Below are 21,579 nucleotides of genomic sequence, written 5' to 3'. Positions count from 1 at the left end.
CAGCGTCTCCCTTTCCCCGCATAGAAGAGCGCTGCGCGCGCGCCGTCAAACGGAAACCGCGCGGAGGGCGGCGCGCGCCGCGATGGTGATTGCCCCGCTCCGCAGCCGCGTCTAGTCTCGGCGCAACCACATCACGGAGCGCCGAGGAGGAGCCTCAGAAATGTCAGAGAAACGCCGATTCCGATCACTCGAATGGTTTGACGCCCCCGAGCGCGCCGACATGACCGCGCTCTATATCGAACGCTACTGCAACAACGCCTTCACCTATGAAGAGCTGCGTTCCGGCAAGCCCGTGATCGGCATCGCGCAGACCGGCTCCGACCTTTCGCCCTGCAACAAGATCCATCAGCACCTCGCCCCGCGCATCCGCGACGGCATCCGCGAAGCCGGCGGGATCCCGATGGAGTTCCCGGTCCACCCGATCCAGGAGACCGGCAAGCGGCCGACCGCCGCGCTCGACCGGAACCTCGCCTATCTCGGGCTGGTGGAGCTGCTGCACGGCTACCCGATCGACGCCGTGGTGCTCACCACCGGCTGCGACAAGACCACGCCCGCGCTGCTGATGGCGGCCGCGACCGTGAACATCCCGGCCATCGTCCTCTCCGGCGGGCCGATGCTGAACGGCTATCTCGACGGCGACAACCTGATCGGCTCCGGCACCGCGATCTGGCGGATGCGCCGCGAGCTCGGCGCCGGCAAGATCACCGAGGAGGAGTTCCTGATCGGCGCCTCCGGCTCCGCGCCCTCGCTCGGCCATTGCAACACGATGGGCACCGCCTCCACCATGAACGCGCTCGCCGAGGCGCTCGGCATGTCGCTGACCGGCTGCTCCGCCATCCCCGCCCCGTACCGTGAGCGGATGGGCATGGCCTATGTCACCGGCAAGCGCATCGTCGAGATGGCGCATGAGGACCTGAAACCCTCCGACATCATGACGCGGGACGCGTTCCTGAACGCCATCGTGGTCAACTCCGCCATCGGCGGCTCGACCAACGCGCATCCCCATCTTCACGCCATCGCCAACCATGTCGGCGTGGAGCTGAAACCCTCCGACTGGCAGATCTACGGCCATGACGTGCCGCTTCTGCTGAACATGCAGCCGGCGGGAAAATATCTCGGCGAGCGGTTCTTCCGCGCCGGCGGCGTGCCCGCGATCATGTGGGAGCTGCGCGAGGCCGGGCTGCTCAAGGACGTGCCGACCGTGACCGGCGAGACGATGTTCAAGAATCTCGAAGGACGCGAGACCTGGGACCGGGAGATGATCCACACCTGCGCCGAGCCGCTCCAGGAGAAGGCCGGCTTCGTGGTGATGACCGGCAATCTCTTCGACACCGCGATCATGAAGACCTCCGTCATCTCCCCGGAGTTCCGCGACCGGTATCTGAGCGAGCCGGGCAATGAGGGCGTGTTCGACGCCCGCGCCATCGTCTTCGAGGATTCGGACGACTACCACCACCGCATCAACGATCCCGACCTGAACATCGACGAGCATTGCGTGCTGGTCATCCGCGGCGCCGGGCCGATCGGCTGGCCGGGCTCGGCCGAGGTCGTGAACATGCAGCCGCCCGACGCGCTGCTGAAACGCGGGATCACGTCGCTGCCGACCATCGGCGACGGGCGCCAGTCCGGCACCGCCGACAGCCCCTCGATCCTCAACGCCTCGCCCGAGGCGGCGGCGGGCGGCGGGCTCGCCTATCTCAAGACCGGCGACATGGTGCGGATCGACCTCAACAAGGGCCGCTGCGACGCGCTGGTCGACGCCGCCGAATGGGAGGAGCGCAAGAAGGCCGGCCCCCTCATCCCGCCCGCGAGCCAGACCCCGTGGGAGGAGATGGCCCGCGCCAACGTCACCCAACTGGCGGACGGCGCCTGCGTCGACATCGCCGTCAAATATCAGAACGTGCGCGCCGCGATCCCGCGCCACAACCACTGAGCCGCCATTCGCTCCGCCGCCGGAATTCGGCGGCGGAGCCCCGCCTTCGGCTCCGGCCCCGGCGCGTTATCGCGCCCGCGCCATGCGCGCGTTTTTCGATATTCCTTATATTTCAATATCTTGACCCCCTTATCGCGTGCGATAACGCAGCCCGGACGCCTCAGGCGTCGGCCCGCGCCGCCTCATAGGCCAGCATCGCCCGCTTGACGCCGAGCCCCCAGTGATAGCCGCCGAGCCCGCCGCTTTTCCGCAGCGCCCGGTGGCAGGGGATCAGCCAGGAGATCGGATTCCGCCCGACCGCAGTGCCGACGGCGCGCGACGCCTTCGGCCGCCCGATCACCCGCGCGATCTCCGAATAGGTGGTCACCCGCCCGGACGGCACGCTCAGGAGCGCCTCCCACACCTTGATCTGAAACGGCGCGCCGATCAGTTGCAGCCGCGCCTCTCCGCCGCCCCCGAACGCCGCCTCGACCCAGGGGGCGAGCGCCGCCCGGTCCTCGCGGTAGCCCGCCTTGGGCCAGCGGGCCTTCATGTCCGCGAAGGCCGCCTCGCGCCCGGTCTCGGCCGCGAACGCCATCCCGCAGAGCCCCCGCTCCGTCCCCATCGCCAGCGTCTCGCCGAACGGGCCGTCGAACCAGCCCCAGGCGATCTCCAGCCCGGCGCCGCCGGCCGCATATTCTCCGGGGCTCATCGCCTCCCAGCGGATGAACAGGTCATGCAGCCGCCCCGGAGACGAAAGCCCCGCCTCCATCGTCGCGTCCAGCACCGTGAAGCGGTCCGCCAGCAGCCGCTTCGCATGGTCGAGCTTCAGATACTGAAGATAGCGCTTCGGCGACACGCCGACCCATTCCGAGAACAGCCGCTGGAAATGCGCGGGCGAGAACCCCATCCGCGCCGCCAGCGCATCGAGAGAGAGCGGCTCCGCCGCGCCGTCCTCGATCAGCCGGATCGCCTCGGCGATCAGCTCGTAATGGAAGGTGGACGGCGCGGTCGGTTGGTTCATGGCGATCTCCTCTCACATCCCGGAAGATGGCGGCGCCGGGGGCGCGGCGCCACCCGTTTCATGCGCCGGCGGCGCGCCCCGCCGGTCGAAGAGCGCCATCTGGCTGGCGCCGCCCAGCGTCGGATGCCCGCCCCCGATCGTGGAGAGCGCGACGCCGTATCCCGCCCGCTCCGCGACCCCTTCCGCCCATTTCCGGAACCGCGCCCGCCCCCATTCGAAGCGATGGTCAGGCCGGCGAAACCCGCCCGGCCGCACCCCGAGCAGCGCGTTGAACTCCGCGTTCGGCGTGGTCATCACCACGCGCCGGGGCCTGAGCGCGCCAAAGAGCGCGTTTTCGAGCTTCGAGAGCTCGCCCGGGTCGAGATGCTCGATGGTCTCCACCAGCGCCGCGCAGTCGAACGCGCCGAGATTGGCGGGAGGCGCCGTCATCGAGCCGTGGATCAGCGAGACGCGCGCATCGCCGCCCCGTTTCTCAAGCGCGGCCCGCAGCCGCTCCAGCGCCGGAAGCGACAGATCGACGCCGACGACGCGCCGGATGTCCGGCTCGTCGATCAGGCGCAGCGTCAGATCGCCGTCGCCGCAGCCGAGGTCGATCACCGACCGCGCGCCCGCGGCGCGGATCGCCCCGATCACGGCCGTCAGGCGTTGGTCATGCAGCCAGCTGGTCATCGCAAGCCATGCTATCGGGCGCCCCGCGCGCCGCCGCAAGCGGCCATTGCGCGCCCGCGCCGCCCTTGCCATAAGCCGGGGATGCTGCGCCCGATGACCTACGCCGAGATTGACGAAGCCTTCCGCCGGTTCCGCGCCGCGGAGCCCGAGCCGAAGGGCGAGCTCGATCATCTGAACGCCTTCACGCTCCTCGTCGCGGTCGCGCTTTCGGCCCAGGCGACGGACAAGGGCGTGAACCGGGCGACCGCGAAGCTCTTCGCCATCGCCGACACGCCGGAGAAGATGCTGGCGCTCGGCGAGGAAGGGCTGATCGAGCACATCAAGACGATCGGCCTTTTTCGCAACAAGGCGAAGAACGTCATCGGCCTCTCGCGCATCCTGATCGAGGAGTTCGGCGGCGAGGTGCCGTCGTCCCGCGCGGCCCTGCAATCGCTGCCCGGCGTCGGGCGCAAGACCGCGAATGTGGTCCTGAACATGTGGTGGGGCCTGCCGGCGCAGGCGGTGGACACGCATATCTTCCGTTTCGCCAACCGCTCCGGCCTCGCGCCCGGCAAGGATGTCGCGGCGGTGGAGCGCGCGATCGAGGACCGGGTCCCCGCCGACTATCAACGCCACGCGCATCACTGGATGATCCTGCATGGCCGCTATATCTGCACGGCGCGAAAGCCCCGCTGCGCCGATTGCCTGATTTCCGATCTCTGCCAGTTCGAGGAGAAGACGACATGAAAACCTATGACGTGGTCGGGGTTGGCAACGCTCTCGTGGACGTTCTCAGCCATGTCGAGGACGATTTCCTCGCCGCGAACGGCGTGGACAAGGGCGTGATGACCCTGATCGACGCCGGCCGCGCCGCGGAGCTTTACGCCGCCATGGGCCCGGCGCGCGAGATCTCCGGCGGGTCGGCGGCGAACACCATCGCCGGGCTCGCGATGCTCGGCGCGCGCACCGCCTATGTCGGCAAGGTGGCGGACGATCAGCTCGGCGCGATCTTCGCCCATGACATCCGCGCCATCGGCGCCGATTACGAGACGCCGCCGGCCCCGGCGGGCCAGTCCCTCGGGTCCGGGCGCTGCCTCGTGCTCGTCTCGCCCGAGGGCGAGCGCTCCATGTCCACCTATCTCGGCGTGTCCGAAGCGCTCGGCCCCGACGACGTCGATCCGGAGATGATGGCGGCGGCGGCCTGGATCTATCTCGAGGGCTACCGCTTCGACGGCGCGGCCTCCGTCGCCGCCTTCGAAAAGGCGATCCGCGCCGCGAAACGCGCCGGCGGGCGGGTCGCCATCACGCTGTCCGACCCGTTCTGCGTCGACCGGCACCGGGACGCGTTCAGGGCGCTGATCGCGGCGGACGCCGATCTTCTCTTCGCCAACGAGTTCGAGCTGATGTCGCTCTATGAAACGAAAGAGCTTCACGTGGCGATGGAGCGGGTGAAGAGCGATATCGACATGGCCGTGGTCACGGTCGGGCCTCGCGGCGCCTATGTCGTGACCCCCGATGACGTCCGGCACGCGCCGGCCGTCGACGCGAACGTGGTGGACGCCACCGGCGCCGGCGATCTTTTCGCCGCCGGCTTTCTCTCCGGGCTGATCCAGGGGCGCGATCTCTCCGATTGCGCCGCGATGGGATGCGTCGCGGCCGGCGAGGTCATCAGCCATATCGGCGCCCGGCCGGAGGCCGATCTCGGCGACCTGATGAAGGCGCGCGGGCTCTGGGCCAGATGATCCGGCCGATCCGTCCCGAAGACCTTGGGTGGATCCATGCGTTGAACCGGGCGCACGAGGTGGAGCTTTCTCCGCTGACGCCGCCCGCGTTGCAGGCGCTGATCGCCGGCGCGACCTATGCGCGGGCGGCGGATGACGGCGCCTTCCTCATCGGCTTCGATCAGAGCGCCGCGTATGAGAGCCCGAACTTCCTCTGGCATCGCGCGCGGTTCGGCCGGTTTCTCTATGTCGACCGGATCGCCGTCGCCGCCACGCACCGCCGAAGCGGGCTCGCCGCCGCGCTCTACGCCGACCTCTTCGCCTTCGCCGCCGCGCGCGGCCTTGAGCGCGTCGTCGCCGAGGTCAACGCCGAGCCGCCGAACCCCGCCTCCGACGCCTTCCACGCCGGCCTCGGATTCAAGACCGTCGGCGAAGCGCGCCTGAAGGCGCGCGACAAGACCGTGCGCTATATCGAGCGCGTGCTGGACTGAGCCCTCCCGCCGCGGCCGATGTCAGGCGGCCGCCGCTTCTTGCGGCGCCCGCCTCCTCAAGCCTGGTCCGCGCGCCGCGTATGCCACGCGCCCCAGAAGAGGCTGGAGAAGAACCTCTCGGGCGCGGCGAAGCCGGCCTCGGTGAGAAGCAGGGCGACGGCGTCCTCGGACTCCGGCGGCGCCGCGCCCGCCTGGATTCGCGCGAGTTTCGTCCGCACCTCGTCCTCGGATGCGCCATGAAGGCGCCAGCGGTTCGCCCAGGCCGCCTGAAGAAGCGGCGCGCCGTCATAGCTCCCGCAGTTTCCGGCCAGGACGAGCGAGCCGCCCGGCGCAAGCCGGCGGGCGATGTCCTCCAGCAGCCGGGCCTTGTCACGGCGTTCGGGAACATGGTGCAGCACGCCGATCATCAGCGCGGCGTCGTAAGCCGGCTCCGGCGGCAGGGCGGACACATCTGCGCGGACAAAGGCGACGCGGTCCTCGATCCCTTCCTCGCGGACCCGCGACTCGGCGAGCGCGAGCATCGGCCCGGACGGATCGACCGCGACAAACCGCCAGCTCGGTTCGAGCCGGGCGGCGGCGGCGATCTCGCCGGCGGTGCCCCCCGCTCCGACGACGAGGACGCGCCGCTCCCCGCCGCCTTTCAGCGCCGCCGACAGGATGCAGGCCGAGAGCTCATGGCAGGCGTCATAGCCGGCGAGCCCGATCCGCGCCTCCTTCGCATATTCCTGCGCCCGAGCCGGGTCGAACTTGGCGTGCGAGAGGGACGTCATGGCGCCGGGCCTCCTGATCTTCGGGAAGGGTGTCGTCGCAACGCGACGCGGAACAAGCCTCGACGGGACGAAAACAGAAGAGAAATCACCATCGAAAACTCCACGGCGCCCCGAAAGCATGACCGACTGTCCGCGATCAGGGAAGTCCGGAATCGATGTCGAGGCGAGGCCCGGAAGGGCGCGGACAACCGCGTCGAAACGCGCCCTTCGGCGCGGTCACAGGCGCGAAATTCGTTGAAATCCGGTTAACGGAATTGGAAAGTCCATTATATATCAATATCTTGCTTCTTTTATCGCACGCGATAACGCACTCATATCGCGCCCTGCGCTACTCCGCCGCTTTCGGCAGCGCCGGCGCCGGCTCGTCAAACTCGAAACTCTCCAGCTTCTCCGCCCGGCTCCCGGCCTTGGACGCGCTGATCTTGATCTTCTCGACATCCTGCCGCGCCTGCTCAAAATGCCGGTCGAGCGCGGCCACCCGGTCGACCAGCCGCTCCATATCCTTGGTCAGCAGGCCAAGCTCGCGTCGGATCGCGCCGGACTGCTCGCGCATGCGCGCATCCTTCAGGATCGCGCGCATGGTGTGCAGCGTCGCCATGCAGGTGGTCGGCGAGACGATCCAGACCCGCCGCGCGAACCCTTCGCGCACCACATCCGGAAACGCGGAATGCAACTCGGCGTAGACCGCCTCGGACGGGAGGAACATCAGCGCCCCGTCCGCGGTCTCCTCCGGCTCGACATAACGCTCCGCGATGGCGCGGATATGGGTCTGGACCGCGATCCGGAACCCGCGCGCGGCTTCGGTCTTCTCCCGCTCGGATGCGGCTCCGCGCAGCGATTCATAGGATTCGAGCGGGAATTTCGCGTCGATGACGATCGGGCCGGGCGGATTCGGCAGATGAATCAGGCAATCCGCGCGTCTGCCGTTCGAGAGCGTCGCCTGGAACGCATAGGCGTCGGGCGGCAGCGCCTTGGAGACGATGTCGTTGAGCTGAATCTCGCCGAAAGCCCCCCGCGCCTGCTTGTTCGAAAGAATGTCCTGAAGCGAGAGCACATCGCCCGAAAGCCGCTCGATATTCGTTTGCGCCTTGTCGATGGCCGCGAGCCGCTCCTGCAGCTCCGCGAGGCTGCGCGTCGTTTTCTGCGATGTCCCATGAAGGGTCTCGCCCATGGATTTCTGCACCGTCTCGAGCCGGCGCTCCATCGTCTCGATCATCCGGGCCTGCGCCGCCGCCTGCGCTTCGGAGACATGCCTCAGGCCCCCGGCGAGCTGGTTCTGCCCCTGGTCGAGCGCGCGGACCGCGCCGCCAAGCTCCGCGATCGCCGCCGCGATCGGCTCCGTCGCGCGGATCCCGCGCCGCGCCGCGCGAAGCGAAAAGATCAACATCAGGAGAATGAGGAGCGTCAGCCCGGTCCCGATCAGAAGCGGGAGCGAATCCTGAAGGTTTGCGGCGAGGCTCGCGGCGTCCATCATCGCCGTCCGAACAGACGTTCGATCTCGGCGAGGCCAAGTTCGACATAGGTGGGCCTGCCGTGGTTGCACTGGCCGGAAAACGGCGTCCGCTCCATCTCGCGCAGGAGCGCGTTCATCTCGTCGCCGGTCAGCCGCCGGCCGGAGCGGACCGAGCCATGGCAGGCGATGCGCGAGAGAACCGCCTCGATCTTCTCGGCGACCCCGCGCGAGGGCGCGCCCTCGGCCAGTTCATCCGCCACATCGCGAATGAGCCGCGCGGGATCGCACGCCCCGAGGATCGCCGGCGTCTCCCGCACGCAGAGCGCGCCGGCGCCGAAAGGCTCCACCACCAGGCCGAGGCGGGCGAGGCTCTCGCCGATCTCCAGCACCCGCTCCGCGTCCTCCACGGAGAGATCGACGACCTCCGGCAACAGCAGCGCCTGCCCCGCCGCGCCGCGCGCCGCCAGCCCGGCCTTCAGCCGCTCATAGACCAGCCGCTCATGCGCCGCGTGCTGATCGACGATCACCATCCCGGTTTCGGTCTGCGCGATGATGTAATTCTCGTGAATCTGCGCGCGCGCCGCGCCCAGCGGGTTCCGCGCCGCCGCCTCGTCCATCTCCGCCGCCGGGCGCGCGGTCGGCGTCTCGATCGGCGCCGGCCCCTGAAAGCTGAACGCGGCGTCCGAGAGCCCCGCCGCAAGCCCGCCCCTCGGCGCGCCGTAGTCGCGCTGATAGGCGCCGGGCGGCGGCGCGGAGGGCTGGCCGAGCGCGCCCGGCGAAAACGCGCGGAGCGTCTCCGCCGCCACGGCGCCCGACGCGCGATGCCCCGCCTCCGCCAACGCATGGCGCAGCGCCGAGACGACCAGCCCCCGCGCGAGCGCCGGCTCGCGGAACCGAACCTCTGATTTCGCGGGATGGACGTTCACGTCCACCCGTTCCGGATCCGCCGTGAAAAAGAGCGCCGCCGCCGGGTGGCGGTCCCGCGGCAGAAGATCGGCGTAGGCCGCGCGAAGCGCCCCGATCATCAACCGATCCGAAACCGGCCGCCCGTTGACGAAGAGAAATTGCTGGCGCGACGAGCCGCGCGAATAGGTCGGCAACGCCGCCCAGCCGGTCAATCGAAGCCCTTCGCGCTCCGCGTCGATGGGAAGCGCGCTCTCCGCGAAGCTCGCGCCGAGAACGCGCCGAAGCCGGGCGAGCCGGGCGCCGAAAAGGTCGCCCTGCTCCGCCTCGGCGCGAAAGATCACCCGCGCCTCGCCGCCGGAAAGATCGCTGAGCGTGAAGCCCGCGCCGGGCGTCGCCATGGCGAGGCGCTTCACCACTTCCGCGATCGCCTGCGCTTCGGCCCGATCGCTCCGAAGGAATTTCAGCCGCGCCGGCGTCGCGTAGAAAAGATCGCGGAGCTCCGCCTCCGTTCCGGCGGCGCGCGCGGCGGGGCGGGGCCGGGTCGTCTCGCCGCCCCGCACCTCGACCGCCCAGGCCTCGTCGGCGCCCTCCGCTCGGCTGGTGAGCTTCATGCGCCCGACCGCCGCCATCGACGGCAGCGCCTCGCCGCGAAACCCGAAGGAGCGGATGTTCAGAAGATCGGAGCCGTCGATCTTCGACGTCGCGTGCCGCTCCAGCGCCAGCGGCAATTCGGCGGCGCTCATGCCGTCGCCATCGTCCGAGACGCGGATCAGCGTCTTGCCGCCATCGGCGAAATCGATCTCCACCCGCCGCGCCCCGGCGTCGAGCGCATTCTCGACCAACTCCTTCACCGCCGCCGCCGGCCGTTCGATCACCTCGCCCGCGGCGATGCGGTTGGCGGCCGCCGGCGACAAAAGGCGGATTCGCGAGTCGGGGCGGATCTTGTGGTCGAGAGAGCTCATGCCGCAAGGGATAGCATGAAATTCACCCGTTTCGCCATGCCCGGATGCGGCCTTCAGCGGGAATGACCCACCGTCCGCGCCCCTGGCGCGCGCCGAACCTGGCTCACGGCGCCGCAAAGCGCGTGATCCAGCTTCGGATCAGCGCGCGTTGCAACCGGCGCGCCCGCGCCGCCCAGGCCCGCGCGCCGGGCGGCGACTCGTCTTTGACGTCGGCGATGGCGGCGCGCGCGTCGAGATCCGCGGAGAGAATCACGAAAATCAGCCGCCGGCCCGCTTCCGGCTCGATATACCCGGCGAGCGCACTGACGAAATTCAGCGTGCCGGACTTGGCGCGGATGCTGGCCTCTATCGGGGGCGGCGACGCGCCGTCATCGAGATAGCGCACCTGCGGCAACAGCCCTTTCAGCTTCGCCGCCCTGCCGCCGTCCAGAGCCGGAAAGCCGCGCCGGTCCGCCGCCAGCAGGATATCGGCCAGCCGGCGGGCGCTGGCGCGGCTGTCCGGCGAAAGCCCGGAATGATTCAGCAACTGGAACCCCGGGTCCCCGGCGGGGAACCCGGCGAACCCGGCCGCCCAGACATTCATCGCCGCGGCGGAGGCGGCGAGAGATTCCGCCGAAGCGCCGCCGGCCTTCGCCGCCGCCATGCCGACCGCTTCGGCCGTCAGGTTCGTCGAGTAGCGGAGCATGCCGGCCAGGATATCGGCGAGCGGCCGGCTCTCGACCCGCGCCAGAACGTCGGAGACGAGCGGCGCCGCGCCGACGCTCGGCTCCGGCAGTTCGACCCCGGCGTCGGCTGAAAACCGATGCAGCATCTCGCCCGCATAGAGGCCGGGGCGGCGGACCGGAAGCCAGCGCCCGCCCGACGCGCCGAGCGCGCCGCGCGCGACGCGCCACTTTTCCGGCCCGTCATCGGCCGCGCCGAGATAATCGAACGGGCCAAGGGCGACCTTGTCGACGATCTCCACGGTCACCGCTTCGGTGGGCGGGCTCAAGCCCGCGCCGCGCGCCTCGACCGCTATGCGCTCCTTTCCGCCGGCGCGGCGCCACTCCGCGAACACCCGGTTGAAATTCAGGTTGAGCGCGCCGACCGCCGGGTTATAGGCGGCGACCTCGGGCTGGGTCGCGTCGATCCGCTCGATCAGAGGCAGAAGGCTGTCGTCGATCAGAAACCGCCCGTTCACCCTTTTCAGCCCCGCCTCGGCCAGATGAAACGCGAGCAGATCGAGCGCGGCGCTGTCCGTCTCCGGATCGCCGCCGCCTTGCAGCACGAGATCGCCCGCGAGCACGCCATTCTCCAGCGCGCCGACCGCGATGAGCCGGGTCTCGAATCTGTGGTCCGGCCCCAACGTATCCAGCGCGAAAAGCGCGGTCGGCGCCTTGGCGACGGATGCGGGCGGGAGCGGCCTGTCGATATCGCCGCCCTCGAGCGCCTCCCCGGTCTCCGCGTCGATGACGAGATAGGAGAGAACCCCGCTCAGACCCGCCTCCGCGGCCAGCGTCAGGGCGTCGGGCCCGCCCGCGTCGGGGCGCGGCGCCGGGGTTGGCGCGAAGGCCGGCGCGCCGGCGAAGGCCGCCGCCGCCGAGAGCGCAAGAAGCGCCGAGAGGACGGCGCGGCGAAGATGCGTCATGGCCAGTCCTTCCGCTCCCGGATCTTGGTGGAGGACGCGCCCGACATCGCGCCGGTCAGCAGCGCCCAGGCGGGCGGTCTCGCATAGCTGAGGCGCGCCGCCTTCACACCCTTCAACCGATGCCGCCGATATCGCCGCGCGGCCGGAGAGAACGCCGCCTTCGCCGCCGAGCCGGGCCGCGCGAGCACGCCCACCGGGAATGTCTCCATGATCCAGCGCCAATCCTCCCAGCGATGGAAATCGACCAGATTGTCGCCCCCCATCAGCCAGGTGAACCTCACCCCCGGATGCAGCCGCTTCAGGGCCGCCAGCGTCTCGGCGGTGTAGCGGGTGCCGAGATGCGTTTCGATATCGGTCGCCTCGACGCGCGGCATGTCGATCAGCTCCCGGCATGCGGCGAGGCGGCGCGCCATTTCGGCCGGTCCGCGCGTCTTCAGCGGGTTGCCCGGGGAGACGAGCCACCAGACGCGATTGAACCGGAACCGCCGCAGCGCCCACCGGGTGATGTGAAGATGGCCGTCATGCGGCGGGTCGAACGACCCGCCGAGAAGCCCGATCCGATATCCCGCAGGAGCGTCGGGCCCGCTCATCATGCCGTCCCCCCTCCGGCTGAAATCCATCTCTATCTCGCCTCGGCGCAGTCAGGAAGTCAACGCCGCGCGGCGCTGATTGAACGGCGCCCCGGTATCCGTTAACACCGCCCCGACATCCCATCAGCCTTCGGAGCAAAGCCCATGGCCTCTTACCAGTATGTTTATCACATGGACGGCGTCTCGAAAGCCTATCCGGGCGGCAAGAAACTCTTCGAGAACATCCGCCTCTCCTTTCTGCCCGGCGTGAAGATCGGCGTGGTCGGCGTCAACGGCGCCGGCAAGTCGACGCTGATGCGGATCATGGCCGGCATCGACAAGGATTTCACCGGCGAAGCCTGGCTCGCGGAGGGAGCGCGCGTCGGCTACCTGCCGCAGGAGCCGCGCCTCGACGAAAGCAAGACCGTCCGCGAGAACGTGATGGAGGGGGTCAGCGCGAAAACGGCGATCCTCGAGCGCTACAACGAGCTTGCGATGAACTATTCCGACGAGACCGCCGATGAGATGGGGCGGCTTCAGGACCAGATCGACGCGCAGAATCTCTGGGATCTCGACAGCCAGGTCGACGTGGCGATGGAGGCGCTGCGCTGCCCGCCCGACGACAGCCCGGTGACCAACCTTTCGGGCGGCGAATTGCGGCGCGTCGCCCTTTGCAAGCTGCTCCTCGACGCGCCGGACATGCTGCTCCTCGACGAGCCGACCAACCATCTCGACGCCGAGACGATCGCCTGGCTGCAAAGGCATCTGATCGACTACAAGGGCACGATCCTGATCGTCACCCATGACCGCTATTTTCTCGACAAGATCACCGGCTGGATCCTCGAACTCGATCGCGGGCGCGGCATGCCCTATGAGGGAAATTACTCCAGCTGGATGGAGCAGAAGGCGAAGCGGCTGGCGCAGGAGGCGCGCGAGGACAAATCCCGCCAGAAGACCATCGCGCGCGAGCTCGAATGGGTGCGGCAATCGGCGCGGGCCCGGCAGGCGAAATCCAAGGCGCGGATCTCCGCCTATAACGAGATGGCGGGCCAGTCCGAGCGCGAGCAGATCGGCAACGCGCAGATCATCATCCCGCACGGGCCGCGCCTCGGCTCCAGGGTGATCGAGGTCGAGAACGTCTCCAAGGGCTACGGGGACAACCTTCTCATCTCCGATCTCTCCTTTTCGCTGCCGCCGGGCGGCATCGTCGGCGTGATCGGCCCGAACGGCGCCGGCAAATCCACCCTCTTCCGGATGATGACCGGACAGGAGGAGCCGGATGCGGGCGAGATCAGGTTCGGCGAGACGGTGAAGCTCTCCTATGTCGATCAGTCGCGTGACGCGCTCGATCCGAAAAAGACCGTCTGGCAGGAAATCTCGGACGGGCTGGACATCGTGAAGCTCGGCGAAGCGGAGATGAACTCCCGCGCCTATTGCGGCGCGTTCAATTTCAAGGGCGGCGATCAGCAGAAACCGGTCGGCCTGCTCTCCGGCGGCGAGCGCAACCGGGTGCATATGGCCAAGCTGCTGAAATCCGGCGGCAATGTGATCCTGCTCGACGAGCCGACCAACGATCTCGACGTGGAGACGCTCCGCGCGCTCGAAGACGCGCTCGACCGGTTCGCCGGCTGCGCGGTCATCATCTCCCATGACCGCTGGTTCCTCGACCGGCTCTGCACCCACATGCTGGCGTTCGAGGGCGACAGCCATGTGGAGTGGTTCGAAGGCAATTTCGAGGATTACGAAGCCGACAAGATCAGGCGGCTGGGGCCCGATTCAGTGGAGCCGACGCGGATCAAATACAAGAAGTTCTCCCGCTAGGTCTCGGGAGAGCCGCACGAGGCCGTTCCGGCGCGCGCCGGAACGGCCCCTCGCGGGCGGCTACATCACCGCGCCGATCTGCCAGGGCACGAATTCGAAATCGCCGAGGCCCTGCGCCTCCGATTTCGTCACCTCGCCCGAGGCGACGCGGAGCAGGGTCTCGTAGATCTCGCGGCCCACCTCCTCCACCGTCGCGCCGTCGGTGACGATGCGGCCGGCGTTCACGTCCATATCTTCCGTCATCCGGCCGTACATCACGCTGTTCGTCGCGATCTTCAGCGACGGCGCCGGTTTCGCGCCGAAGGCGCTGCCGCGGCCGGTGGTGAACGCCACGAGGTTGCAGCCGGAGGCGATCTGCCCGGTGACGGAGGCCGGATCGTAGCCGGGGCTGTCCATGAAGGTGAAGCCTTTCGCGGTCACCGGCTCGCCGTATTTGAAGACGCCGTTGAGCGGGGTCGTGCCGCCCTTCGCCGCCGCGCCGAGCGATTTTTCAAGGATCGTCGTCAAGCCGCCCTGCTTGTTGCCGGGCGAGGGGTTGTTGTCCATCGAGCCCTTGTTGCGCGCGGTGTAATCCTCCCACCAGCGGATCAGCCCGACGAGCTTTTCACCGATTTCAGGGGTCGCGGCGCGCCGGGTCAGAAGATGCTCGGCGCCGTAAATTTCCGGGGTTTCCGCCAGAACGCCGGTCCCGCCCTGCGCCGCCAGGAGATCGCAGGCGTAGCCGAGCGCCGGGTTCGCGGTGACGCCCGACCACGCGTCGGAGCCGCCGCATTGCAGCGCGACCATCAATTCGGAGGCCGGGCATTCCTCACGCGTCGCCTGATTGGCGATCGGCAGCATGGCGCGCACCTTCTCGACGCCAAGCTCCACCGTGCGCCGAAGCCCGGCGACATCCTGAATGTTCATGGCCTGAAAGAGCGGGCCCTTCTTCAGGCCGTACGCCTCCAGCAACCAGTCGATCTGGTTCACTTCGCAGCCGAGCCCGACCATCAGCACCCCGCCGTGATTCGGATGGCGCGCATAGCCCCAGAGGACGCGCTGAAGCGCGGCGAACCCATCGCCGTCGCCCGCCATGCCGCAGCCGGTGCCATGGACGAAGGCGACCACCCCGTCGACATTCGGGTATTTGGCCATCTCCTCCGGCCCGAAGGCGGCCGCGATCCTCCGCGCGGCCGTGGCGGAGCAATTCACCGAGGTCAGAACGGCGATGTAGTTACGGGTGCCGACCCGCCCGCTTTCCCGCCGGAAGCCCATGAAAGTGTCGATCTTCTCCGCCTTCGGGACCGGGCGCAGATCGGTCGCGTATTCATATGTCACGCCCGTCGCGCGGAATTCGACATTGTGGGTGTGGACGTGGCTTCCCGGCGCGATGTCTTCGGTGGCGTAGCCGATCACCTGCGCGTATTTTCGCACCACGCCGCCTTTCGGGATCGCGGCGGTGGCGACCTTGTGTCCGCGCGGGATCAGCGCGGCGGCGGCGACGCCCCCCGCGTCCGCGCCCACTTCGAGCGGGCGGACCGCGATCACTACATTGTCGGCGGGGTCGAGACGAACGATATCGGCCATGGTGTCCTCATGCGCAGGCCGGGGCGCCAGCGTCCCAGCGGTGAAACGGGATATGGGGCCGGCGCGCGATCACAGCGGCTCAGACCGCGCCGCTGTGGTCGCGGCGGTGGGAAAGACGTTCCCGGCGGCCGGACGCTCTTTTTCATCCAGCCCGGGCTTCAATGCGTTCACCTGAACGCCTCCATCCATCCAAGGCTCTCGCCGGTCGCGCCCTTCGGCCGGTATTCCGCGCCGACGAATCCGCTCCAGCCCATCTCCGCGATCGCGGGGAGAAGCCGCTCATAGGCGATCTCGCCGGTGTCCGGCTCGCCGCGGCCGGGCGCGCCAGCGATCTGCACATGGCCGATCAGCGGCATGAGCGCCTCGAACCGGCGCAGCAGATCGCCCTGCATCACCTGGACATGATAGCAATCGAACATGATCCGGATGTTCGACGCGCCGGCGCGGGTGATGATCTCGGCCGCCTGCTCCACCTCGGTGAGGAAATACTCGGGCGCGTCGCGCGTGTTCAGCGGCTCGATCAGAATGGTCTTGCCCAGATCGCGCGCCTCCTCGGCGGCGTAACGGAGATTGGCGATATAGGTCGCCTCGTCGCCGCAGCGCCCGGCCATCACATGCACCATGCCGGCGCCGCTCGCATGCGCGTAGTCCAGCGCCTGATCGATGGCGGCGCGCGCCTCGATCTCCCGGCCCTTCAGCGCGGCGAGGCCGTTCTCCCCCTCGCCGCCGCGGATGGTGTTGATCCCGAGAAGCGGCAAGCCCGTTTCCGCCAGAGCGGCGACGACCAGATCAACCGGGACATCGTAGGGAAAATGCGCCTCCACCGCCTCGAAACCCGCCGCCTTCGCCCGGCGGATCGCGTCGGGAAGGGAAAGATCGGTCCAGAGAAAGCCGAGATTGGCGGAAAATCGCGTCATGCGTCCCACTCCACATCAAAATGCGCGCGCAGCCCTGCAATTTCGGCCGCGCCAAGTATTTTAGGCCCGAGACCGCGCGTCAACAGCGTGAGCTTCGCCGTCTCCTCCAGCTCCTCCATCGCCCAGACCGCCGCCTCAAGGTCGCGCCCGGCCACCACCGGCCCGTGATTGGCGAGAAGCACGGCGGAGCGCGTCCCCGCCAGCCCGCGGATCGCGTCGCCCATGGCCGGGTCGCCCGGCCGGAAATACGGCAGCAGCTTCACCCGCCCGAGCCGCATGACGGAATAGGCGGTGAGCGGTTGCAGCACGCAGTCAGGGTCGGTCTCCGGCAGGATCGAAAGCGCGACGGAATGCGTGGAATGCAGATGGACGACCGCGCCGGCCCCGCTCCGCGTCTCGTAAAACGCCTGATGCAGCGGCATCTCCTTGGTCGGCTTGTCGCCTGAAATCAGGCCGCCGCTCGGGTCGAACCGGCTGAGGCGCGCCGGGTCCAGCCCGCCGAAGCTCGCGCCCGTGGGCGTGACGAGAAGGCCGCCATCCTCCGTCCGCGCGGAGATGTTGCCCGAAGAGCCGGGCGTCAGCCCACGCGCGTAGAGGGACGCCGCGAACTGGCAGATCGCCTCCCTGAGCGCTGAATCGCTCATGCCTCCGCCTCCGGCCCGAGCGCTTCGAGCGCGCGGGAGAAGAAATCCTCGGCCCCGAAATTCCCCGATTTGAGCGCGAGCGCAAGATCGCGGCCCTCCGCCTTCAGCGCGGGCACGCCCGGGTCGATCTCCGGGCCGATCTCCAGCGCGGCGACGTCCAGCGCCTCGACCACGGCGCCGGAGGTCTCGCCGCCGGCGACCACCAGCCGCCTCACGCCGCCGGCGACCATCGCCGCCGCCGCCTCGCCCATCACCCGCTCGATCGCGGCGGCGACCGCCTCGCGGCCGTAGAGCTCCTGCGCCGCCTTCACGACCGCCGGGTCGGCGGAGGAATAGGCGAGCGGCGCGCCCTCTTTCGCGCTCAGCGCCCATGCGGCGACGCTGGCGCCGGTGATCTCTCCCGCCATGACGCCGGCGGCGGCGATCTCCAGTTTCGGGCCTCGATACGCCGCCACCTGCCCCCGCGTCGCGGCGGAGCAGGAGCCCGAGAGGATCGCCGCCGGCCCGGCGGCCCCGCGCCAGTCCGCGCCACCCCCCGCGAGAAGCCCCGCGCGGCGGAAATTCTCCGGAAGGCCGAGCGCGACGCCCGAGCCGCCGGTGATCAGCTTCAGATCCTCCGCCGCGGCGCCGATCGCCATCAGATCCTCATCCCTCACCGCATCGACGACGATGAGCCGCCGGCCCGCCTCGTCCTCCGCCGCGAGCGCCGCGCGGATCGCCGCCGGGCCCGCCGCCACCGCCGGCGCGGCGACATGGCCGACGCCGAGCCGGGTCTGCGGCCGGAGCCAGCGGCGCAGATCGCTGTCGGTCATCGGGGTGAGCGGGTGATGCTCCATCCCGCTTTCGGACAGGAGCTTGTCGCCGACGAAGAGATGCCCCTGATAGATCGACCGTCCTGTCGCCGGGAAGGCCGGGCAGACGATCACCCGATCCGCGCCGAGCGCCTCCGCCATCGCCTCCGCGACCGGGCCGATATTGCCTTCGGGGGTCGAATCGAAGGTCGAGCAATATTTGAAGAAGAACTGCCGGCAGCCCTGCGCGGCCAGCCATTCCAGCGCCATCAGCGAGAGGCGGACCGCCTCATCCCTGGGAATGGTGCGCGATTTCAGCGCCACCACCCCGGCCTCGACGCCCGGCGCGGCCGGCCCCGCCGGAACCCCGGCGTATTGCGTCACCCGCATCCCGCCCTTCGCGAGCGTGTTGGCGAGATCGGAAGATCCGGTGAAATCATCGCCGACGCAGCCGAGCAGCATCAGCGGTCTCCCGGCAGGGTCAGCCCGGCGTTTCGGGCGTAGACCTTGGCGATCGCGGCGTCATCCTCCCGCCCGAGGCCGGAGCCGGACGCGGCGACGAATTGCTGAAGCGCCGCCGCCGTCATCGGCGCGGAGAATTTCGCGCCCCGCGCGATGTCCAGCACGATGCCGAGATCCTTGGGCCAGATGTCCACCGCGGAAAGCGGCGTGTAATCGCCGGCCGCGATATGCGGCCCGCGATTCTCCAGCGCCCAACTCGCGCCGGCGCATTTCGAGATCACCTCCAGCGTCTTTTCCGGCGCGACGCCCTGCGTCATCCCGAAGGTGAGCGCCTCCGCCGCCGCGGCGATATGCACGCCGACCAGCATCTGGTTGATCGCCTTCATCGCGCTGCCGGCGCCCGGATCCTCGCCGAGCCGGAACACCGTCTCGGCCATCGCGTCGAGCGCCGGCTTCGCCGCGGCGAAGCCCGCCTCCGGCCCGGAGGCGAGAATAGAGAGCGCCCCGCGCGCCGCCTTGGCCGCGCCGCCGGAAATCGGCGCGTCGAGAAAGAACAGCCCCAGCGCCTCCGCCCTGGCGGAAAGGGCCCGCGCCTGTTCGGGCGCCATCGTGACGCAGCAAACGATCACCGCGCCTTTCCGAAGCGCAGGCGCCACGCCGGAAGGCCCGAAGAGCGCCGCCTCCGCCTGAGCGGCGTTCACCACCACGACGACGACGATGTCGAGATCGGCCGCCGCCTGCGGCGGCGCCCCCTGCGCGCCGCCATCCGCCTGAAACGCCGCCACGCGCGCGGCGTCCGTGTCGACGCCAAGCGTCTCCAGCCCCGCGGCGAGGCATGAGCGCGCCATACCGCCGCCCATCGCCCCGAGTCCGATCACCGCAACGCGCGCCATCGCTTCTCTCCCGTATCTCTTTTCGCAGTGAAACCCCGCCCGCGCCGCCGCGGGTTCAGGCGGCGCGGGCGGCGGCGCTCAGATCTGTTCGACCAGCGCCTCGCCAAGCGAACAGACGGCCTCGCCCGGCGCGCTCTCCACGTTCAGAACCTTCACGACCCCGTCCTCGACCAGCATCGAATAGCGCTGCGAGCGGGCGAGCAGCCCGGCCGGCGGCGCCGAAAAGTCGAGGCCGATCGCCTTGGTGAACGCGCTTTCCGGATCGGCCAGCATGCGGATCCCGGCTTTCGTCGCGCCCGTCGCCTCGCCCCAGGCCTTCATCACGAATGGATCGTTCACCGACACGCAAACGATTTCGTCCACGCCCTTGTCCGACAACGCCTTGGCGGCGGCGACGAAGCTCGGCACATGCGTGTTGTGGCAGGTCGGCGTGAACGCGCCCGGCACCGCGAACAGCGCGATTTTCCGACCCTTGGTCAGTCGCGACGCTGGGACCGGCGCCGGCCCTTCGGCGCCGAGTTCGATGAAATTGGCTTCGGGCAGTTTGTCTCCAACGGCGATCGGCATGGCGCGCGCTCCTTTGAGGTGTTTCAATTGGCTGAACTATGGGCCCGGCGGGCCGCGATGTCACCCGTTTCGGTCTCCGATCCGGGCGATGGTCAGCCTCGTTTCGCCATAGGCCCGCTCATCCAGAATGTCGAGCATCGGCGGGCGGGCGGCGCCGACGCTCTCCTCCAGAACGATCAGGGCATCCGGCGCGAGCCACCCCCCCGCGGCGGCGGAGGCGAGCGCCGGTCCGCCAAGATCCGCGCCATAGGGCGGGTCGAGGAAGACCAGATCGAACGGCGCTCCCCGGCAAGGGCCGAGCTTCGTCGCGTCGCGCCGCCAGATCTTGGTCGCGCCCGTCAGCCCGAATTTCTCGACATTCTCGCGGATCAGCGCGCGCGACGGCGCGCTGTCGTCGACGAAGACGGCGCGCGCCGCGCCCCGGCTCATCGCTTCGACGCCAAGCGCGCCGGTCCCGGCGAAGAGATCGAGAACGCGCATCCCCTCCGGCGCCCCGCCGTAGGGGCCATGGGCGAGAAGATTGAACAACGCCTCGCGCGCGCGGTCGGATGTCGGGCGAAGATGCGCCTCCCCGCCCCCGGCGGCGCCCGGCGCGGCGAGCCGACGCCCGCGAAACGCGCCGCCGACGACTCTCATGCCGGCCCCCTCGCCGGCTTCGCGCAGGAACGGTCTGGATGGATGGTCATATCGGACACCGGCTTTCGCGAAAAAGGGGCCGGCGGCGCCAGCCCCTCCGCATCATTGCCCCCGAATGGGCGCCCCGATCAAGCGAGGCCCCTGGGCGGGGGGCGGCGATCCGCCCGCCCTCCCGCAAAGCCGCCGGGGCCTGGACCGGGTCAGCCGTTGACGTCGACCACGACCCGGCCCTTGACGCCGCCTTCGAGGATCGCCGCGCCAAGGGTCGGCAGATCCTTGAGCACCGCGGTCTCGATCATGGATTCGAGCAGATCCATCGGCAGATCGCTGGCCAGCCGGCGCCACGCGGCCTGCCGCCCCTCGAACGGCTTCATCACGGTGTCGATACCAAGAATATTGACGCCGCGCAGCAGGAACGGCACCACGGTCGTCGGCAGCTTGGCGCCGCCCGCAAGCCCGACCGCCGCGGCGGAGCAGCCGTATTTCAGCTGCGTCAGCACCCGCGCCAGCATGGCGCCGCCCACCGCATCCACGCAGCCGGCCCAGGTCTCCTTCTCGAGGGGCTTGGTCGGCGCGTCGGCGAGATCGGCGCGCGGGACGATGGTCGCGGCGCCAAGATCGCGCAGGTATCCCTCCGCCTCCGGCCGCCCCGTCACCGCGGCGACCTCATAGCCGAGACGCGAGAGAACCGCGACCGCGATGGAGCCGACGCCGCCCGCGGCGCCGGTGACAAGAACCGGGCCCGCGCCCGGCTTCATCCCCTGCTGCTCGAGCGCCATCACCGCCATCATCGCCGCGAGGCCGGCGGTGCCGATCGCCATCGCCTGGCGCGGCGTCAGCCCGTCCGGCAGCGGCACCAGCCAATCCGCCTTCGCCCGCGCCTTCTGGGAGTAACCGCCCCAGACGATCTCGCCGACGCGCCAGCCGGTCAGCACCACCTTGTCGCCGGGTTTGTAGCGCGGATCGCTGCTCTCGGCGACGGTTCCGGCGTAGTCGATGCCGGGCACATGCGGATAATTCCGCACCAGCCCGCCCTTGCCGGTCAGGCACAGGCCATCCTTGTAATTCAGCGTTGAATATTCGACATCGACCAACACCTCCCCCTCGGGCAGCTGGTCGATCTCAAGCGAGGTCAGCTTCTGGCTGATCGCGCCGTCATCGGCTTTTTCGACGAGAAGGGCTGTGAAAGACATAGGGAC

At 69.3% G+C, this 21,579-nt stretch carries 20 protein-coding genes; 5 read left to right on the top strand and 15 right to left on the bottom strand.

Annotated features, from left to right (window positions below; all coding sequences use genetic code 11):
* Positions 1 to 160: 160 nt before the first annotated feature.
* Entirely contained in the window at positions 161 to 1,933 is a 1,773-nt protein-coding gene (locus WG921_RS03915; protein ID WP_340107895.1) for an IlvD/Edd family dehydratase, read from the top strand.
* Between the two features lie 160 nt (positions 1,934 to 2,093).
* Here the strand turns inward: WG921_RS03915 and WG921_RS03910 are convergent, their stop codons facing one another.
* Complete coding sequence (locus WG921_RS03910; RefSeq protein ID WP_340107894.1) at positions 2,094 to 2,936, bottom strand: bifunctional helix-turn-helix domain-containing protein/methylated-DNA--[protein]-cysteine S-methyltransferase; 843 nt, start codon at positions 2,934 to 2,936, stop codon at positions 2,094 to 2,096.
* A gap of 12 nt (positions 2,937 to 2,948) precedes the next feature.
* Positions 2,949 to 3,605: a methyltransferase domain-containing protein gene (locus WG921_RS03905; RefSeq protein WP_340107893.1), complete on the bottom strand. Its 657-nt coding sequence runs from the start codon at positions 3,603 to 3,605 to the stop codon at positions 2,949 to 2,951.
* Positions 3,606 to 3,686: 81 nt separating this feature from the next.
* Between WG921_RS03905 and nth the strand changes: the two genes are divergently transcribed.
* The 3 genes from nth to WG921_RS03890 are packed head-to-tail and all read left to right on the top strand — an operon-like array spanning position 3,687 to position 5,796.
* Positions 3,687 to 4,331, top strand: a complete 645-nt coding sequence (nth, locus tag WG921_RS03900) for an endonuclease III (RefSeq protein WP_340107892.1) — start codon at positions 3,687 to 3,689, stop codon at positions 4,329 to 4,331.
* Positions 4,328 to 5,326 carry an adenosine kinase gene (locus WG921_RS03895; RefSeq protein ID WP_340107891.1) on the top strand — a complete coding sequence of 333 codons (999 nt, stop codon included), beginning with the start codon at positions 4,328 to 4,330 and terminating at the stop codon, positions 5,324 to 5,326. Before nth ends, WG921_RS03895 begins: the two co-directional genes overlap by 4 nt.
* Positions 5,323 to 5,796, top strand: coding sequence for a GNAT family N-acetyltransferase (locus tag WG921_RS03890; protein WP_340107890.1), 474 nt, complete (start codon positions 5,323 to 5,325; stop codon positions 5,794 to 5,796). The genes WG921_RS03895 and WG921_RS03890 overlap by 4 nt, the downstream gene beginning before the upstream one ends.
* A 56-nt stretch (positions 5,797 to 5,852) precedes the next feature.
* On the opposite strand, the gene WG921_RS03885 is transcribed toward WG921_RS03890, so the two are convergent.
* The 5 genes from WG921_RS03885 to WG921_RS03865 all read right to left on the bottom strand — a co-directional run bounded on the left by WG921_RS03885 (position 5,853) and on the right by WG921_RS03865 (position 12,104).
* Positions 5,853 to 6,566: an SAM-dependent methyltransferase gene (locus tag WG921_RS03885; RefSeq protein WP_340107889.1), complete on the bottom strand. Its 714-nt coding sequence runs from the start codon at positions 6,564 to 6,566 to the stop codon at positions 5,853 to 5,855.
* Positions 6,567 to 6,894: 328 nt separating this feature from the next.
* Positions 6,895 to 8,040, bottom strand: a complete 1,146-nt coding sequence (locus WG921_RS03880) for a DNA recombination protein RmuC (RefSeq protein ID WP_413788553.1) — start codon at positions 8,038 to 8,040, stop codon at positions 6,895 to 6,897.
* The gene (gene mutL / locus WG921_RS03875) at positions 8,037 to 9,887 is read right to left on the bottom strand and encodes a DNA mismatch repair endonuclease MutL (RefSeq protein WP_340107887.1); all 1,851 of its coding nucleotides are present in this window, start codon (positions 9,885 to 9,887) and stop codon (positions 8,037 to 8,039) included. The genes WG921_RS03880 and mutL overlap by 4 nt, the downstream gene beginning before the upstream one ends.
* 103 nt (positions 9,888 to 9,990) lie before the next feature.
* Positions 9,991 to 11,514: a D-alanyl-D-alanine carboxypeptidase/D-alanyl-D-alanine endopeptidase gene (gene dacB / locus WG921_RS03870; RefSeq protein ID WP_340107886.1), complete on the bottom strand. Its 1,524-nt coding sequence runs from the start codon at positions 11,512 to 11,514 to the stop codon at positions 9,991 to 9,993.
* The gene (locus WG921_RS03865) at positions 11,511 to 12,104 is read right to left on the bottom strand and encodes a nicotinate-nucleotide adenylyltransferase (RefSeq protein WP_340107885.1); all 594 of its coding nucleotides are present in this window, start codon (positions 12,102 to 12,104) and stop codon (positions 11,511 to 11,513) included. The genes dacB and WG921_RS03865 overlap by 4 nt, the downstream gene beginning before the upstream one ends.
* 144 nt (positions 12,105 to 12,248) lie before the next feature.
* Between WG921_RS03865 and ettA the strand changes: the two genes are divergently transcribed.
* The gene (ettA, locus tag WG921_RS03860; protein WP_340107884.1) at positions 12,249 to 13,904 is read left to right on the top strand and encodes an energy-dependent translational throttle protein EttA; all 1,656 of its coding nucleotides are present in this window, start codon (positions 12,249 to 12,251) and stop codon (positions 13,902 to 13,904) included.
* A gap of 60 nt (positions 13,905 to 13,964) precedes the next feature.
* Here the strand turns inward: ettA and WG921_RS03855 are convergent, their stop codons facing one another.
* The 8 genes from WG921_RS03855 to WG921_RS03820 form a co-directional block, all read right to left on the bottom strand.
* Positions 13,965 to 15,470, bottom strand: a complete 1,506-nt coding sequence (locus WG921_RS03855; RefSeq protein WP_340107883.1) for a UxaA family hydrolase — start codon at positions 15,468 to 15,470, stop codon at positions 13,965 to 13,967.
* 167 nt (positions 15,471 to 15,637) lie between these two features.
* A complete protein-coding gene (locus WG921_RS03850) occupies positions 15,638 to 16,387 on the bottom strand; it encodes a hydroxypyruvate isomerase family protein (protein ID WP_340107882.1) in 750 nt (249 codons plus the stop codon).
* Positions 16,384 to 17,031 carry a 3-oxo-tetronate 4-phosphate decarboxylase gene (otnC, locus tag WG921_RS03845; protein WP_340107881.1) on the bottom strand — a complete coding sequence of 216 codons (648 nt, stop codon included), beginning with the start codon at positions 17,029 to 17,031 and terminating at the stop codon, positions 16,384 to 16,386. Before otnC ends, WG921_RS03850 begins: the two co-directional genes overlap by 4 nt.
* Positions 17,028 to 18,284, bottom strand: coding sequence for a 3-oxo-tetronate kinase (otnK, locus tag WG921_RS03840; protein ID WP_340107880.1), 1,257 nt, complete (start codon positions 18,282 to 18,284; stop codon positions 17,028 to 17,030). Before otnK ends, otnC begins: the two co-directional genes overlap by 4 nt.
* Positions 18,284 to 19,177 carry an L-threonate dehydrogenase gene (gene ltnD, locus WG921_RS03835; protein WP_340107879.1) on the bottom strand — a complete coding sequence of 298 codons (894 nt, stop codon included), beginning with the start codon at positions 19,175 to 19,177 and terminating at the stop codon, positions 18,284 to 18,286. The genes otnK and ltnD overlap by 1 nt, the downstream gene beginning before the upstream one ends.
* A gap of 78 nt (positions 19,178 to 19,255) precedes the next feature.
* Positions 19,256 to 19,744: a peroxiredoxin gene (locus tag WG921_RS03830; RefSeq protein ID WP_340107878.1), complete on the bottom strand. Its 489-nt coding sequence runs from the start codon at positions 19,742 to 19,744 to the stop codon at positions 19,256 to 19,258.
* Between the two features lie 60 nt (positions 19,745 to 19,804).
* Positions 19,805 to 20,380, bottom strand: a complete 576-nt coding sequence (gene rsmD, locus WG921_RS03825) for a 16S rRNA (guanine(966)-N(2))-methyltransferase RsmD (RefSeq protein ID WP_340107877.1) — start codon at positions 20,378 to 20,380, stop codon at positions 19,805 to 19,807.
* A gap of 200 nt (positions 20,381 to 20,580) precedes the next feature.
* Positions 20,581 to 21,573, bottom strand: a complete 993-nt coding sequence (locus WG921_RS03820; RefSeq protein ID WP_340107876.1) for an MDR family oxidoreductase — start codon at positions 21,571 to 21,573, stop codon at positions 20,581 to 20,583.
* Positions 21,574 to 21,579 lie beyond the last annotated feature (6 nt).

The organism is Paludibacillus litoralis (assembly GCF_037646705.1).
Classification (GTDB): domain Bacteria; phylum Pseudomonadota; class Alphaproteobacteria; order Rhodobacterales; family Rhodobacteraceae; genus Pikeienuella; species Pikeienuella litoralis.
The sequence above is the reverse complement of the archived record's forward strand: the minus strand, read 5'-3'. Positions and strand labels throughout refer to the sequence as shown.